This is a genomic window from Streptomyces toyocaensis (assembly GCF_000725125.1).
Lineage (GTDB): Bacteria > Actinomycetota > Actinomycetes > Streptomycetales > Streptomycetaceae > Streptomyces > Streptomyces toyocaensis.
In genome coordinates, this window is sequence record NZ_JFCB01000001.1 from 619,404 (window position 1) to 633,510 (window position 14,107).

General features: G+C 72.7%; 14 protein-coding genes. 8 read left to right on the forward strand and 6 right to left on the reverse strand.

From position 1 onward, the window contains the following. Window positions 1–38: 38 nt before the first annotated feature. Entirely contained in the window at window positions 39–2,399 is a 2,361-nt protein-coding gene (locus BU52_RS02560; protein WP_037927071.1) for a Tex family protein, read from the reverse strand. Between the two features lie 105 nt (window positions 2,400–2,504). Next, window positions 2,505–2,636, reverse strand: coding sequence for an LPFR motif small protein (locus tag BU52_RS36755; protein ID WP_268253499.1), 132 nt, complete (start codon window positions 2,634–2,636; stop codon window positions 2,505–2,507). Window positions 2,637–2,780: 144 nt separating this feature from the next. Between BU52_RS36755 and BU52_RS02565 the strand changes: the two genes are divergently transcribed. Together BU52_RS02565 and BU52_RS02570 are read left to right on the forward strand one after the other, a co-directional pair. Further along, entirely contained in the window at window positions 2,781–3,749 is a 969-nt protein-coding gene (locus BU52_RS02565) for a GlxA family transcriptional regulator (protein ID WP_037927076.1), read from the forward strand. A gap of 10 nt (window positions 3,750–3,759) precedes the next feature. Then, a complete protein-coding gene (locus BU52_RS02570) occupies window positions 3,760–4,395 on the forward strand; it encodes a DJ-1/PfpI family protein (RefSeq protein ID WP_037927078.1) in 636 nt (211 codons plus the stop codon). Here BU52_RS02570 and BU52_RS02575 read toward each other — a convergent pair. Continuing rightward, window positions 4,364–5,137: an enoyl-CoA hydratase/isomerase family protein gene (locus BU52_RS02575; RefSeq protein WP_037927082.1), complete on the reverse strand. Its 774-nt coding sequence runs from the start codon at window positions 5,135–5,137 to the stop codon at window positions 4,364–4,366. The genes BU52_RS02570 and BU52_RS02575 overlap by 32 nt on opposite strands. A gap of 111 nt (window positions 5,138–5,248) precedes the next feature. On the opposite strand from BU52_RS02575, the gene BU52_RS02580 reads away from it, so the two are divergent. Together BU52_RS02580 and BU52_RS02585 are read left to right on the forward strand one after the other, a co-directional pair. After that, entirely contained in the window at window positions 5,249–5,893 is a 645-nt protein-coding gene (locus BU52_RS02580; protein ID WP_037927085.1) for an HdeD family acid-resistance protein, read from the forward strand. A gap of 137 nt (window positions 5,894–6,030) precedes the next feature. After that, entirely contained in the window at window positions 6,031–6,561 is a 531-nt protein-coding gene (locus BU52_RS02585; protein WP_167343490.1) for an ATP-binding protein, read from the forward strand. On the opposite strand, the gene idi is transcribed toward BU52_RS02585, so the two are convergent. The 3 genes from idi to galE form a co-directional block, all read right to left on the reverse strand. After that, the gene (gene idi, locus BU52_RS02590; protein WP_037927087.1) at window positions 6,494–7,087 is read right to left on the reverse strand and encodes an isopentenyl-diphosphate Delta-isomerase; all 594 of its coding nucleotides are present in this window, start codon (window positions 7,085–7,087) and stop codon (window positions 6,494–6,496) included. The genes BU52_RS02585 and idi overlap by 68 nt on opposite strands. Window positions 7,088–7,356: 269 nt before the next feature. Then, window positions 7,357–8,295, reverse strand: a complete 939-nt coding sequence (locus tag BU52_RS02595; RefSeq protein WP_037927090.1) for a cation diffusion facilitator family transporter — start codon at window positions 8,293–8,295, stop codon at window positions 7,357–7,359. A gap of 133 nt (window positions 8,296–8,428) precedes the next feature. Continuing rightward, the gene (gene galE / locus BU52_RS02600; RefSeq protein ID WP_037927091.1) at window positions 8,429–9,418 is read right to left on the reverse strand and encodes a UDP-glucose 4-epimerase GalE; all 990 of its coding nucleotides are present in this window, start codon (window positions 9,416–9,418) and stop codon (window positions 8,429–8,431) included. A gap of 300 nt (window positions 9,419–9,718) precedes the next feature. On the opposite strand from galE, the gene BU52_RS02605 reads away from it, so the two are divergent. Genes BU52_RS02605 through BU52_RS02620 form a run of 4 tightly spaced genes read left to right on the forward strand, consistent with a single transcriptional unit; the run spans window position 9,719 to window position 14,106 of the window. Beyond that, a complete protein-coding gene (locus BU52_RS02605; RefSeq protein WP_037927093.1) occupies window positions 9,719–11,551 on the forward strand; it encodes a DUF5941 domain-containing protein in 1,833 nt (610 codons plus the stop codon). Next, entirely contained in the window at window positions 11,548–12,300 is a 753-nt protein-coding gene (locus BU52_RS02610; RefSeq protein ID WP_037927095.1) for a phosphocholine cytidylyltransferase family protein, read from the forward strand. The genes BU52_RS02605 and BU52_RS02610 overlap by 4 nt, the downstream gene beginning before the upstream one ends. Then, window positions 12,288–13,349 (forward strand): iron-containing alcohol dehydrogenase family protein, encoded by a 1,062-nt coding sequence (locus tag BU52_RS02615; protein ID WP_037927097.1) that lies wholly within the window; start codon window positions 12,288–12,290, stop codon window positions 13,347–13,349. The genes BU52_RS02610 and BU52_RS02615 overlap by 13 nt, the downstream gene beginning before the upstream one ends. After that, window positions 13,327–14,106: a CDP-alcohol phosphatidyltransferase family protein gene (locus BU52_RS02620; RefSeq protein WP_167343491.1), complete on the forward strand. Its 780-nt coding sequence runs from the start codon at window positions 13,327–13,329 to the stop codon at window positions 14,104–14,106. The genes BU52_RS02615 and BU52_RS02620 overlap by 23 nt, the downstream gene beginning before the upstream one ends. Window position 14,107 lies beyond the last annotated feature (1 nt).

Consider the following 14,107-nt stretch of genomic DNA (forward strand, 5'->3'; position numbering starts at 1 on the left):
TCCGGGCCGGACGCTTACCGCGCCGGCCCGGAACGGGCTCAGCGCCTGCCGCGCTTCGGGTCGACCAGACCGGCCCGCCGCAGGGCGTCGGCCATCGCGCTGTTCGCCGGCGCGGGCGCCTGGCGCGCGCCGCCGCCACCGCCACCGCGGCCCTGGCGCTGCTGCGGCGGACGTCCGCCACGCTGCCGGCGCTCACCACCGGAGGCCTGAGCCTGGGGCGCGGCCTCGTCGTCCAGCCGCAGCGTCAGCGCGATCCGCTTGCGCGGGATGTCCACGTCCAGGACCTTCACCTTGACGATGTCACCCGGCTTCACCACGTCCCGCGGGTCCTTGACGAACGTCTTCGACATCGCGGACACGTGCACCAGGCCGTCCTGGTGGACACCGACGTCCACGAACGCCCCGAACGCGGCGACGTTCGTGACGACACCCTCCAGCACCATCCCGGAGGACAGGTCGGAGATCTTCTCCACGCCCTCCTTGAAGACGGCCGTCCGGAACGCGGGCCGGGGGTCGCGTCCCGGCTTCTCCAGTTCCCTGAGGATGTCGGTGACCGTCGGCAGACCGAACGTCTCGTCCACGAACTCCTGCGGCCTCAGCGACCGCAGCACCGCGGTGTTCCCGATGAGCGAGGCCACCTCCGCACCGGACGTCTTCACCATGCGCCGCACCACCGGATAGGCCTCCGGGTGCACGCTGGACGCGTCCAGCGGGTCGCCGCCGCGGATCCGCAGGAAGCCCGCGCACTGCTCGTACGCCTTCGGGCCGAGCCGCGCGACCTTCTTCAGCTCGGCGCGCGACCGGAACGGCCCGTTGGAGTCGCGGTGCGCCACGATGTTCTCGGCGAGCCCGGAGGTGATGCCGGAGACCCGGGCGAGCAGGGGCGCCGACGCGGTGTTGACGTCCACGCCCACGCCGTTCACACAGTCCTCCACGACCGCGTCCAGCGAGCGCGACAGCTTCACCTCGGACAGGTCGTGCTGGTACTGGCCGACACCGATCGACTTCGGGTCGATCTTCACCAGCTCGGCCAGCGGGTCCTGGAGCCGGCGCGCGATCGACACCGCGCCCCGCAGCGAGACGTCCATGTCCGGGAGTTCCTGGGACGCGAAGGCGGAGGCCGAGTAGACGGAGGCGCCCGCCTCGGACACCATCACCTTGGTCAGGTTCAGCTCGGGGTGCCGGGCGATGAGTTCACCGGCGAGCTTGTCGGTCTCGCGGGACGCCGTGCCGTTGCCGATCGCGATCAGCTCGACCGCGTGCTCCTTCGCCAGCCGCGCGAGCTTGGCGAGGGCCTCGTCCCACCGGTTCGCCGGTACGTGCGGGTGAATCACGTCCGTGGCCACCACCTTGCCGGTCGCGTCGACCACGGCGACCTTCACACCCGTACGGAAACCGGGGTCGAGGCCCAGGGTCGCGCGTGTGCCGGCCGGGGCGGCGAGCAGCAGGTCGCGCAGGTTCGCCGCGAACACCCGCACCGCCTCGTCCTCGGCGGCGGTGCGCAGCCGGAGCCTGAGGTCGATGCCGAGGTGCACCAGAATGCGGGTGCGCCAGGCCCAGCGGACCGTGTCGCCGAGCCACTTGTCCGCCGGACGGCCCCGGTCGGCGATCCCGAAGCGGTGCGCGACGACCCCCTCGTACGACGACGGCCCGTCGGTGGGCTCCTCGGGTTCCAGGACGAGGTCGAGGACCTCCTCCTTCTCGCCGCGGAGCATCGCCAGTACGCGGTGCGAGGGCAGCTCGGTGAACGGCTCGGCGCAATCGAAGTAGTCGGCGAACTTCGCGCCCGCCTCCTCCTTGCCCTCGCGCACCTTCGCGACCAGCCGCCCGCGCACCCACATACGCTCGCGCAGCTCACCGATCAGGTCGGCGTCCTCCGAGAAGCGCTCGGTGAGGATCGCCCGCGCGCCGTCCAGCGCGGCCTGCGGATCGGCGACACCCTTGTCGGCGTCCACGAACGCGACGGCCGCGGCGAGGGGCTCCACCCCCGGATCGGCGAGCAGCCCCTCCGCCAGCGGCCCGAGCCCCGCCTCGCGCGCGATCTGCGCCTTGGTGCGCCGCTTGGGCTTGTAGGGCAGATAGATGTCCTCCAGGCGCGCCTTGGTCTCCGCGCCCCGGATCCGGGCCGCGAGCTCCTCGGTCAGTTTGCCCTGCTCGCGCACCGACTCCAGGATCGCCGTACGACGCTCCTCCAGCTCCCGCAGGTAGCGCAACCGCTCCTCGAGCGTACGCAGCTGCGCGTCGTCGAGCATCTCGGTCGCTTCCTTGCGGTAGCGGGCGATGAAGGGCACCGTCGAACCGCCGTCCAGCAGTTCGACGGCAGCCCTGACCTGCCGCTCCCTTACGCCGAGCTCTTCGGCGATCCTGCCTTCGATGGACCCTGCGAGGGGTGTCGTCACGTTCCCGTACCGCCTTCTCCACTGAGGTTGCGCGGCAATTGTGGCAGGTGACGCCGTCAATCGGGGATCAGGGCGCCGACTCGCCCCCGGGCCGCACGGGTGGAGTCAGGCGCGACGGCCGCGGGCGGTGGACGAGGCCCCGCCGAACAGCCGGGCGAGTGCCCGGAACGGCAGTGTCACGACGGTGGCGATCGCGCCGCCGATCTGGCGCAGGACGTCTGCGATGGCACGGAACACGTGTCTCCCCTTTCGTACTTCCGACCGGTCCGGCCGGAAGTACTGTGGGTACCTCGCCGGCGCTTCCGTATGCGTGCGCGCGTGGCAGAAAAGGTGGGCAACCCGTCATTGCGGCCACCCCGGGCGTCGCCAAGAATCGACCGCATGGCGCAACGAACCGTTCTCGTCGTCCTCTTCGACGGGGTGCAGAGCCTCGACGTCACCGGTCCCGTGGAGGTCTTCGCGGGCGCCGAGCAGCACACCCCCGGGACCTACCGGCTGTGCACCGCGTCCCTCGACGGAACCCCCGTACGGGCCACCAGCGGACTGACCCTCGTACCGGACGGGGCGCTCGCCGGGGCGCCCGAGCCGCACACCCTGCTGGTGCCCGGCGGACGCGGCAGCCGCCGGCCCGACCCGCGGCTGACCGACTGGCTGCGCCGGCACGGACCGCGGGCCGAGCGGCTGGTCTCCGTCTGCACGGGGGCCGCCCTGCTCGCCGGAGCCGGGCTGCTGGACGGCCGCCGCGCCACCACCCACTGGGCCCACACCGAACGCCTCGCCCGGGACCACCCGGCCGTCGAGGTCGACCCGGACCCCATCTACGTCCGTGACGGCCACGTCTCCACCTCCGCCGGGGTCACCTCGGGCATCGACCTCGCGCTCGCCCTGGTGGAGGAGGACCTCGGCCGTGACGCCGCCCTCACCGTCGCCCGGCACCTGGTGGTGTTCCTGCGCCGGCCCGGGAACCAGGCCCAGTTCAGCGCGCAGCTCGCCGCCCAGACCGCACGGCGCGAGCCGCTGCGCGAGGTCCAGCAGTTCATCACCGAGCACCCCGGCGCCGATCTGACCGTCGGGGCGCTCGCCGCCCGCGCCGCCCTCTCGCCGCGCCACTTCGCCCGCGCCTTCCACGCCGAGACCGGCACGACACCGGGCCGCTACGTCGACCGGGTCCGCCTCGAACACGCCCGGCGCCTGCTGGAGGACACCGGCGACGGCGTCGAGGAGATCTCCCGCGCCAGCGGCTACGGCACTTCCGAGGCGATGCGCCGCGCGTTCGTCCGGACCCTCGGGTCGTCACCGGCGGAGTACCGCCGTCGCTTCCGGCCCGCTCCCTCAACCGCCCGCACCTGAAAGGCCACCGATGCAGATCGCCATCGTCCTCTTCGACCGCTTCACCGCCCTCGACGCGGTGGGACCCTACGAGACCCTCGGCCGCCTCCCCGACGCGGAGACCGTCTTCGTCGCCGAGCGGACCGGTCCCGTGCGCAACGAGACGGGCGACCTCGCGCTCACCGCCGACCGGACCCTGGCCGACGTACCGCGCCCGGATGTCGTCGTCGTCCCCGGCGGCCCCGGACAGACGCCCCAGATGGAGAACGGGGCCCTGCTGGACTGGCTCCGCACGGCCGACGCGACCAGCACCTGGACGACGTCGGTGTGCACGGGTTCCCTGCTCCTGGCCGCGGCGGGACTGCTCCGGGGGCGCCGGGCCACGTCGCACTGGCTGGCCCTCGGCCAATTGAAGCGCTTCGGCGTCGAGCCGACCGGCGAGCGCGTGGTGACCGACGGCAAGTACGTCACCGCGGCCGGCGTCTCCTCGGGCATCGACATGGGACTCACCCTGCTCGGCCGGATCGCCGGCGACGAACACGCCCAGGCCGTCCAGCTGCTCACCGAGTACGACCCGCAGCCGCCCTACGACGCGGGTTCCCCGCGGAAGGCGCCCGCACATCTCGTCGAGGAGTTCAGGTCGCGGAGCCGCTTCGTCCTGACGTAGACACGCTCCAGGTGAAGCGGGGCGGCCGGCGCTCCAGGAACGCGGCGACCCCCTCCGCGGTGTCGCCGCTCTCCCGCGACCGTTCGCTCCAGTGGGCGTCCCGGTCGGCGCGGCCGTTCGCGAACTCCTTCGCCGCGGCCTGCGTCAGCTGCGAGCGGGACGCCAGGATTCGGGTGAACTCCGCGACGCGCGCGTCCAGTTCGCCCTGCGGGAGCACCTCGTCCACCAGACCGGTGCGCAGGGCCCGCCCGGCATCGATCAACTCGCCCGAGAACAGCAGGTACTTGGCGGTCGCCGGCCCCACCAGCGACACCAGCCGCCGGGTGGCGGAGGCCGGGTAGACGATGCCGAGCTTCGCCGGGGTCACCCCGAACCGCGTCCCCTCCTCGGCGAACCTCAGATCGCAGGCCGCCGCGAGCTGCGCCCCGCCGCCCACGCAGTGCCCGCGGAGCGCGGCCAGCGTCGGCTTGGGGAAGGCGGCGAGCGACTCCTCCGCCGCGACGGCAAGCCGCTGCGCCTCCAGCGGCGACCCCTGCAGCGTGGAGATGTCCGCCCCGGCGCAGAACGTGGCGCCCTCACCGGTGAGCACCAGGACCCGTACGCCGGGATCGGCCGCCAGGGTGTCCAGCAGGGGCGGCAGGGAACTCCACATCCCGGCCGTCATGGCATTGCGCTTCGCCGGATGGCGGATGACGACCGTCGCGACCGAGTCGGTGACGCTGTGCAGCAGCTGCGGCTCCATGGGCCGGATGCTATCCGTCCCGGTCGGCACGCTGATCGGCAGGAGTGGGCGGGACGTTACGACCGGCCGTGGCGGGGGACTGGAGAGGGGGACGCAACCCGGGAGGCACGCATGGCCGAGTCCACCGGCACCACCAAGCCGCAGGGCGAGGCGGCCAGACTGAGCCGCGGCTTCGGCTGGCTCGCCGTACTCGGAGTGATCCTGGTCGTCGCCGGGCTGGTCGGCCTGGTGTACACCGGCGTGGCCACCCTGACCTCGATGGTGCTGTTCGGCTGGCTGCTGCTGATCGGCGGCGTGGTCGGACTGCTGCACGCCGTCCAGGCGCGGCACACCAACTTCTTCTGGCTCGGCGTGGTCGTCGCGGCGCTGAACATCGCGGCCGGTGTGGTGGTGCTGCGGACACCGGAGGCGGCGGCCGAGGCGCTGACCATGTTCGCCGCCCTGCTCTTCCTCACGGGCGGGCTTTTCCGGCTGGTCGGCAGCCTCGTGGTGCGCGGGCCGCAGTTCGGCTGGACCCTGGTCCAGGGCGCCTTCGGCCTGCTGCTCGGCGCCCTCGTGCTGGCCACCTGGCCGAGCAGCAGCCAGTACGTCATCGGAACGTTCTTCTCCCTGTCCCTGCTCTTCGACGGGCTCGGCCTGATCGCCACCGGGTACGGCGGGCGCCGGATCGTCGGCATGGTCTCCGACCGGCTGGCCACCGAGGGGGCGGAAGGGACCGGGAAAGCGCCGGCCGCCAAACCCGTACAACCCGAATAGTTCGCCGACACGGCACAAGGCGTACGAGAACGGTCCCGCGATCGACGGAGTCGTACGCAGACGGTCGTGAACGCTCGATATGCGCCGACTTCTGTTCAGCGTCGCGGGGCGGGCCCTTCCGTACCAACACTCGACGTGTGGTGACAACCGAGCGTGAGAGTGGCGATCCACTGCCGTACGAAGGTGTCTGGCGCTTCACCGCCCCGGCCGTGGACGCCTCGGTCCCGCGGGCCCGCCACGCCGTACGGGACCTGCTGGTGCGGCAGGGCGTGCCCGTCGCGGACGAGGTGGTGCAGGGGCTGCTGCTGATCGTCTCGGAGCTGGTCACCAACGCCGTACGGCACGCGGCGCTGCTGTCCCCGACGCTCGCCGTCGAGGTCGCCGTGGGCGCCGCATGGGTCCGGGTGTCCGTGGAGGACAACCACCCCTACCGGCCCACCGCACTGGAGACCGACCACGCCCGCACCGGCGGCCGGGGACTGCTCCTGGTGCGTGAAACCGCCCGCGAGGCCGGCGGGGCGTGCGAGGTCGAGCACACCGCGACCGGCGGCAAGGTGATCTGGGCCGCCCTGCCGCTCAAGCCCGCGGGAATGCCCCAGGTCACCAGCCCGCCGAAGGCCCCGTCAGCTCCCGGACCGCTGGGCGGGCCGCGTCCAGAACGGTCATGAACCAGGCAGAGAAGGGGGCCTCCGCGTGCCGATCCGCCAGCTCGGCCGGGGTCACGAACGCCGTGGACGCCACCTCGTCCGGATCCGGCTGCGGCGGCGACTGCACCATGCCGACGAAGAGGTGGTTGTACTCCTGCTCCACCAGGCCGGACTCCGGGTCCGGGTGGTTGTAGCGGACCGTTCCGGCCTCGGCGAGCAGCGAGGGCGACACCCCCAGCTCCTCGAAGGTCCGCCGGGCCGCCGCGGCGAACGGTGCCTCACCGGGGTAGGGGTGGCCGCAGCAGGTGTTGGACCACACACCGGGGGAGTGGTACTTGCCCAGCGCCCGCTGCTGGAGCAGCAGCCGCCCGCGCTCGTCGAACAGGAACACCGAGAACGCCCGGTGCAGCCGCCCCGGCGGCTGATGGGCGGCGAGCTTCTCCGCGGTGCCGATCGTCTCGCCGTCCTCATCGACCAGTTCCAGCAAAATCGGCTCGGCGGTGCCGCTCGACGGGCTGTTCGTCGCGGTGGCAGGTGTGATCGGCATACCCATCCTTCACTCGGTCTTCGCGCCCCAAGTCTGCCGCACGAATCCGGCACTCCCGGCACTCCGGTCTCCGCCCGCATGTCCCCCGGCGACGGGGGAGGCGGTCGCACCGGCCGGACGACGGAAACCCGCCCGGAGCTGATCGTGCCCGTGGCGGCCGGCGGACATGCGGCCGCGGCGGGGCGGCCTGTGCATGGAGGGACGCCGTACGGAGGGCGGAGGGCCGCGTTCCCCGGCGCATCGGCGCGCGGGGGCGCTTCCGGGCCGGCTCAGTGGCAGAGACGCGCCTCGTGTTCGGCGTGGCCACGGGGCTCCAGCTGGAAGGTGCAGTGCTCCACGTCGAAGTGATCGCCCAGACAGCCCTGCAGCTCGTGGAGCATCTTCTCGTGCCCTATGGCGTTCAGCACCTCGGAGCTGACGACCACGTGAGCGGAGAGCACCGGCATTCCGGAGGTGATCGTCCAGGCGTGCAGATCGTGGACGTCCTCCACGCCGTCAGTACCGAGGATGTGCTCCCGCACCTGCGCCATGTCCACGCCCTTGGGTGCCGCCTCCAGCAGGACGTCCAGCGTCTCGCGCAGCAGCTTCACCGTGCGGGGCACGATCATCAGCGCGATCACCAGGGAGGCGATCGGGTCGGCGGCCGTCCAGCCGGTGGTCACGATCACCAGCGCGGACAGCATCACCGCGACCGAGCCGAGCGCGTCCGCCGCCACCTCCAGGAAGGCGCCGCGCACGTTCAGGCTCTCCTTCCGGCCGCGCATCAGCAGGGTGAGCGACACCAGGTTGGCAAGCAGGCCGATCGCGCCGAAACCGAACGCGAGGCCGCCCTTGGTGGCGGCCGGGGTGACGAACCGTTCGACCGCCTCGTACAGCACGTAGCCGCCGACACCGAGCAACAGCAGACAGTTCGCCAGGGCGGCGAGGATCTCCGCGCGGGCGAGCCCGAACGTGCGGTGCTCGCTCGGCGGTCGGCTCGCGAAGTGGATCGCGAGCAGTGCCATGCCCAGGCCCAGCGCGTCCGTCGCCATGTGGGCGGCGTCCGCGACCAGGGCGAGCGAGTCGGCCAGCAGGCCGCCGACGATCTGGACCACCATGACGCCGACGGTGATCGCCAGCGCGGCCCGCAGCCTGCCGCGGTACGCCGCACTCGCCGTCCCGCCGGCAGGCGCACCGTGCGCGTGCCCGTGATCGTGCCCAGCCCCCATGGGTGCCGCCGCCCTTCCGTGACCGTCTCCTGGGACCACAGTGAACTACGGGCGGGGGGTATCGGGCAACGCGGCACTGAACACCGTTGTCATGTGCCCTGACCTGCGGAAACGATCCGCAGGTCAGCGCTGCTCACTGGTGTTCGGTGGTGTTCCGGGCCTGGTGGAGCCGCCAGCCCCGCCAGGCCGAGTCGACCATCTCGTGCACCGAGCGGCGTGCGCTCCAGCCGAGCAGCTCCCTCGCCCGGGCGGCGGAGGCCACCGCGCGGGGCGCGTCGCCGGGGCGCCGCGGCTCGACGAGCGGGGCCCGCTTGTCGCCGGTGACCTCGCCGATCGCCGTGATCAGCTCGCGCACCGAGACGCCCTCGCCGCGGCCGATGTTCATCGTCAGGTCGCCGGCCGCGTCCCCGTCCGACAGCCGGCGGGCCGCCGCCAGGTGCGCCTCCGCCAGATCGGCCACGTGGATGTAGTCACGTACGCACGTACCGTCCGGTGTCGGGTAGTCGTCGCCGAAGACGCGCGGGGCCTCGTCGCGGGTGAGCCGGTCGAACACCATCGGCACGATGTTGAAGACGCCCGTGTCGGCCAGCTCCGGTGCCGCGGCCCCCGCGACGTTGAAGTAGCGCAGGCACGCCGTGGCGATGCCGTGTGCCCGGCCGGCCGCCCGCACCAGCCACTCGCCGGCGAGCTTGGTCTCCCCGTAGGGGTTCACGGGCGCGCAGGGCGTGTCCTCCGTGATGAGGTCCACCCGGGGGTCGCCGTAGACGGCCGCGGACGAGGAGAAGACGAAGCGCCGCACCCCGGCCTCCGCGACGGCGTCCAGCAGCGTCGCCAGGCCCCCCACGTTCTCCCGGTAGTACCGGGTCGGCTGCGCCACGGACTCGGCGACCTGCTTGCGCGCGGCGAGATGCAGCACGCCCGTCACCTCGTGCTCCGCGAGCACCCGCTTCAGCGTCGCGCCGTCCAGCGACGAGCCCCTGACCAGGGGTACGTCGGCGGGCAGCCGTCCCGGCACACCGGCCGAGAGGTCGTCCAGGGCGACGACCCGCTCCCCGGCACCCGTCATGGACCGCACCACATGTGCCCCGATGTATCCGGCTCCGCCGGTGATCAGCCACGTCATGGTCGCTCACCCTATGCCGACCCGCGCCGGCGGGTACGGGAACCGGCCGCTGTGCCCCGGATCGACCCCGTACGCCCCTTCTGGAGGCGCGGTTTGTGGGCCGGGCCCCGCATCCCCGATGATGATCCGCGGCGGGGGCGCGGGCGAACCGCGTCGATCCAGCCGCCGAACGGGCGGTGAACGCGGGCTTCCGGGGATCCGATAGCCTCTGCCGACATGCCGCCCGGAGGCCCCGCACGGGCGCCTCCACCGTGTACATGACCGGCGTGATCGCGTCGGCACCCAGGGAGTGAGATTCGGTTGTCGACCGCCATCCTCACCGGCCAGCCGGTCCCCGGCTCGTCACTCGAGGGCGATCTGCGCTCCCTCGGTTTCGACGTGCGGATCGCCTCCGGCACCGCCGAGGCCGAGACCCTGCTCGCCTCAGTGCCCGCGGGACAGCGGGTCGCCCTGGTCGACGCCCGGTTCGTGGGCCATGTCCACGCGCTTCGCCTCGGCCTCACCGACCCCCGCTTCCCGATCTCCGCGATCCCCGGCGCCGTCACCGCCCAGCAGGCCGGCCGCCGGGCCCTCACCCGGGCGATGGCCCGCGAGAACTCGGCGGGCGAGGCGGCCGGGAGCGGCACCACCCTGGTCGACAGCCTCGCGGACCGCGTCGTCACCGCCCTCGACACCGAGGGCGCCGACGTGCACCGGCCGGAGCTCGGCAGCCTCGTCGCCACGGTTCCCGCCGACCCCCAGGCCCGCAACGAGGCCCGGCAGGCCGTCGCCGCCGTCGACGACGAGGCCATACGCCTCAAGTCCGCCGTCAAGGCCCGCGACGGCTTCTTCACCACCCACTTCGTCAGCCCGTACTCCCGCTACATCGCCCGCTGGTGCGCCCGCCGCGGACTGACCCCCAACCAGGTCACCACCGCCTCCCTGCTCACCGCGCTCATAGCGGCCGGCTGCGCCGCCACCGGGACCCGGGGCGGCTTCGTCGCCGCCGGCGTCCTGCTCATCGCCTCGTTCGTGCTCGACTGCACCGACGGGCAGCTCGCCCGCTACTCCCTGCGGTACTCCACCCTCGGCGCCTGGCTCGACGCCACCTTCGACCGCGCCAAGGAGTACGCCTACTACGCCGGCCTCGCCCTCGGCGCGGCCCGCGGCGGGGACGACGTCTGGGCCCTCGCCCTCGGCGCGATGGTCCTGCAGACCTGCCGGCACGTGGTCGACTTCTCCTTCAACGAGGCCAACCACGACGCCACCGCGCTCGGTGAAGTGTCGCCGGCCAGCCCCACTGCCGCGCTCTCCGACAAGCTCGACGGCGTCGGCTGGACGGTCTGGGCGCGCCGCATGATCGTCCTGCCGATCGGCGAACGCTGGGCGATGATCGCCGTCCTCACGGCCCTCACCACCCCCCGGATCACCTTCTACGCGCTGCTCGTCGGCTGCGCGTTCGCCGCGACGTACACCACGGCGGGCCGCGTCCTGCGCTCGCTGCCCCGCAAGGCCCGAAGGACCGACCGGGCGGCGCAGGCGCTCGCCGACCTCGCCGACTCCGGCCCGTTCGCCCAGGCCCTGGCCGGCCCGCTGACGAACCCCGCGCGCCGTCTGCCCGGCTTCGCCGTCCCCGCCGTCGCCCTGGCCGGCGGTCTCGCCGTGGTCGCCACGGCCGCGCTCACCGGCTTCGGCGGCCCGTGGACGGTCGTCGCCGCCTGCTGCTACGTCCTGACCTCGGCCCTCGCCGTCGCCCGCCCCCTCAAGGGGGCCCTCGACTGGCTGGTCCCCCCGTTCTTCCGCGCCGCCGAGTACGGCACCGTCCTTGCACTGGCGGCCGACGCGGACGTGAACGGAGCCCTTCCGGCGGCCTACGGGCTGGTGGCCGCGGTCGCCTACCATCACTACGACACGGTCTACCGCATCCGCGGCAACGCGGGCGCGTCCCCGCGCTGGCTGGTGCGGGCGATCGGGGGGCACGAGGGCCGCACCCTCGGGGTCGCCGTGCTGGCGGCCGTGCTCACCGCCTCCCAGTTCACCGTCGCGCTCACGGCCCTCGCCGTGGCCGTGGCCCTCGTGGTGCTCGCCGAGAGCATCCGCTTCTGGGCGTCCGCAGGGGCGCCCGCCGTACACGACGAAGGAGAACCCGCATGATCGGCCTCGTGCTTGCGGCCGGCGCCGGCCGGCGTCTGCGCCCCTACACGGACACGCTCCCCAAGGCGCTGGTGCCGGTGGGACCCGCGGGCATAGAGGGTGAGCCGACGGTCCTGGACCTGACCCTCGCCAACTTCGCCGAGGTCGGGCTGACCGAGGCCGGGATCATCGTCGGGTACCGCAAGGAGGCCGTGTACGAGCGCAGGGCGGCCCTGGAGCGGAAGTACGGCCTGAAGCTCACGCTCATCGACAACGACAAGGCCGAGGAGTGGAACAACGCCTACTCGCTGTGGTGCGGCCGTGACGCCCTGAAGGACGGGGTGATCCTCGCCAACGGCGACACCGTGCACCCGGTGTCGGTGGAGAGGACGCTCCTGGCCGCGCGCGGCGACGGCAGGAGGATCATCCTCGCGCTGGACACGGTGAAGAAGCTCGCCGACGAGGAGATGAAGGTCGTCGTCGACCCGGACAAGGGGATGACGCGGATCACCAAGCTGATGGAGCCGGCCGAGGCGAGCGGTGAGTACATCGGGGTCACGCTCATCGAGGGCGAGGCGGCCGGAGAGCTGGCCGACGCGCTGAAGGCGACCTTCGAGCGGGACCCGCAGCTGTACTACGAGGACGGCTACCAGGAGCTGGTGAACCGCGGCTTCCGGATCGACGTGGCACCGATCGGTGACGTCGCGTGGGTCGAGATCGACAACCACGACGACCTCGCGCGCGGGCGGGAGATCGCGTGCCAGTACTGACCCGGCTCATCCCCTCGCCGGTCGTCGTGGACATCCGCCCGGGTGCCCTCGACGACCTGGCGAGCGTCCTCGCCGACGAGCGGATCTCGCAGTCGGGCCGCCTCGCCATCGCCGTCAGCGGCGGATCGGGCGCCCGGCTGCGCGAACGGCTGTCGCCGACCCTGCCGGGGGCCGACTGGTTCGAGGTCGGCGGAGGCACCCTCGACGACGCGGTCCGCCTGGCGGGCGACGTCCAGGGCGGCCGCTACGACGCGGTCGTCGGACTCGGCGGCGGCAAGATCATCGACTGCGCCAAGTTCGCGTCGGCGCGCGTCGGCCTGCCCCTCGTCGCCGTCGCCACCAACCTGGCGCACGACGGCCTGTGCTCGCCGGTCGCGACCCTGGACAACGACGCCGGCCGCGGATCGTACGGTGTGCCGAACCCGATCGCGGTCGTCATCGACCTCAACGTCATCCGGGAGGCGCCGGTCCGGTTCGTGCGCTCCGGCATCGGCGACGTCATCTCCAACATCTCCGCCGTCGCGGACTGGGAACTGTCCCACCGCGTCAACGGCGAGAAGATCGACGGCCTCGCGGCGGCGATGGCGCGCCAGGCAGGCGAGGCCGTGCTGCGCCACCCCGGCGGGGTCGGCGACGACGGCTTCCTGCAGGTGCTCGCCGAGGCGCTGGTCCTCACCGGAATCGCCATGTCCGTGTCGGGCGACTCCCGCCCGTCCTCCGGAGCCTGCCACGAGATCAACCACGCCTTCGACCTGCTCTACCCCAAGCGCGCCGCCGCCCACGGCGAGCAGTGCGGACTGGGCGCCGCCTTCGCGATGTACCTGCGCGGGGCACACGAGGAGTCGGCGGCCACGGCCGAGGTGCTGCGCCGGCACGGGCTCCCGGTGCTGCCGGAGGAGATCGGGTTCACGGTGGACGAGTTCGTCCGCGCCGTGGAGTTCGCCCCGGAAACCCGCCCCGGCCGCTTCACCATCCTCGAGCACCTCGACCTGAAGACCGACCAGATCAAGGACGTCTACGCCGACTATGTCAAGGCCATCGGTAGCTGAACTCCGCCCGGTCGTGCACCCCGCGGGGGTCAAGGACCGGCGCAGCGGTGAGCACTGGATGGGGCGCCTCTACATGCGTGAGGTGTCCCTGCGGGTGGACCGCTACCTGGTGAACACCAGGGTCACTCCCAACCAGCTCACGTATCTGATGACCGTCTTCGGCGTCCTCGCGGCCCCGGCCCTCCTGGTGCCGGGGATCGCGGGGGCCGTCCTCGGTGTGGTCATGGTCCAGTTCTACCTGCTGCTCGACTGCGTCGACGGCGAGGTCGCGCGCTGGAAGAGGCAGTACTCGCTCGGCGGGGTCTACCTCGACCGCGTCGGCGCCTACCTGTGCGACGCGGCCGTCCTCGTCGGGCTCGGCCTGCGCGCCGCCGACCTGTGGGGTTCCGGGCGCATCGACTGGCTGTGGGCCTTCCTGGGCACGCTGGCCGCGCTCGGCGCGATCCTGGTCAAGGCCGAGACCGACCTGGTCGGCGTCGCCCGCCACCAGGGCGGACTGCCGCCGGTGAAGGAGGCCGCGTCCGAGCCGCGCTCCTCCGGCATGGCGCTGGCCCGCCGGGCCGCCGCCGCGCTCAAGTTCCACCGGCTCATCCTCGGCATCGAGGCGTCGCTGCTGATCCTGCTCCTCGCGATCCTGGACGCCACCCGGGGCGACCTGTTCTTCACCCGGCTCGGCACCGCCGTGCTCGCCGGTATCGCCCTGCTGCAGACCGTGCTGCACCTGGTGTCCGTCCTCGCGTCCAGCAGGCTGAAGTGAG

Bases quoted from the DNA above. Each gene is read 5' to 3' on its own strand.
- BU52_RS02565 (WP_037927076.1), top strand. From the start codon at position 2,781: ATGGCGCAACGAACCGTTCTCGTCGTCCTCTTCGACGGGGTGCAGAGC.
- BU52_RS02570 (WP_037927078.1), top strand. From the start codon at position 3,760: ATGCAGATCGCCATCGTCCTCTTCGACCGCTTCACCGCCCTCGACGCG.
- BU52_RS02575 (WP_037927082.1), bottom strand. From the start codon at position 5,137: ATGGAGCCGCAGCTGCTGCACAGCGTCACCGACTCGGTCGCGACGGTC.
- BU52_RS02580 (WP_037927085.1), top strand. From the start codon at position 5,249: ATGGCCGAGTCCACCGGCACCACCAAGCCGCAGGGCGAGGCGGCCAGA.
- idi (WP_037927087.1), bottom strand. From the start codon at position 7,087: ATGCCGATCACACCTGCCACCGCGACGAACAGCCCGTCGAGCGGCACC.
- BU52_RS02595 (WP_037927090.1), bottom strand. From the start codon at position 8,295: ATGGGGGCTGGGCACGATCACGGGCACGCGCACGGTGCGCCTGCCGGC.
- galE (WP_037927091.1), bottom strand. From the start codon at position 9,418: ATGACGTGGCTGATCACCGGCGGAGCCGGATACATCGGGGCACATGTG.
- BU52_RS02610 (WP_037927095.1), top strand. From the start codon at position 11,548: ATGATCGGCCTCGTGCTTGCGGCCGGCGCCGGCCGGCGTCTGCGCCCC.
- BU52_RS02620 (WP_167343491.1), top strand. From the start codon at position 13,327: ATGTCAAGGCCATCGGTAGCTGAACTCCGCCCGGTCGTGCACCCCGCG.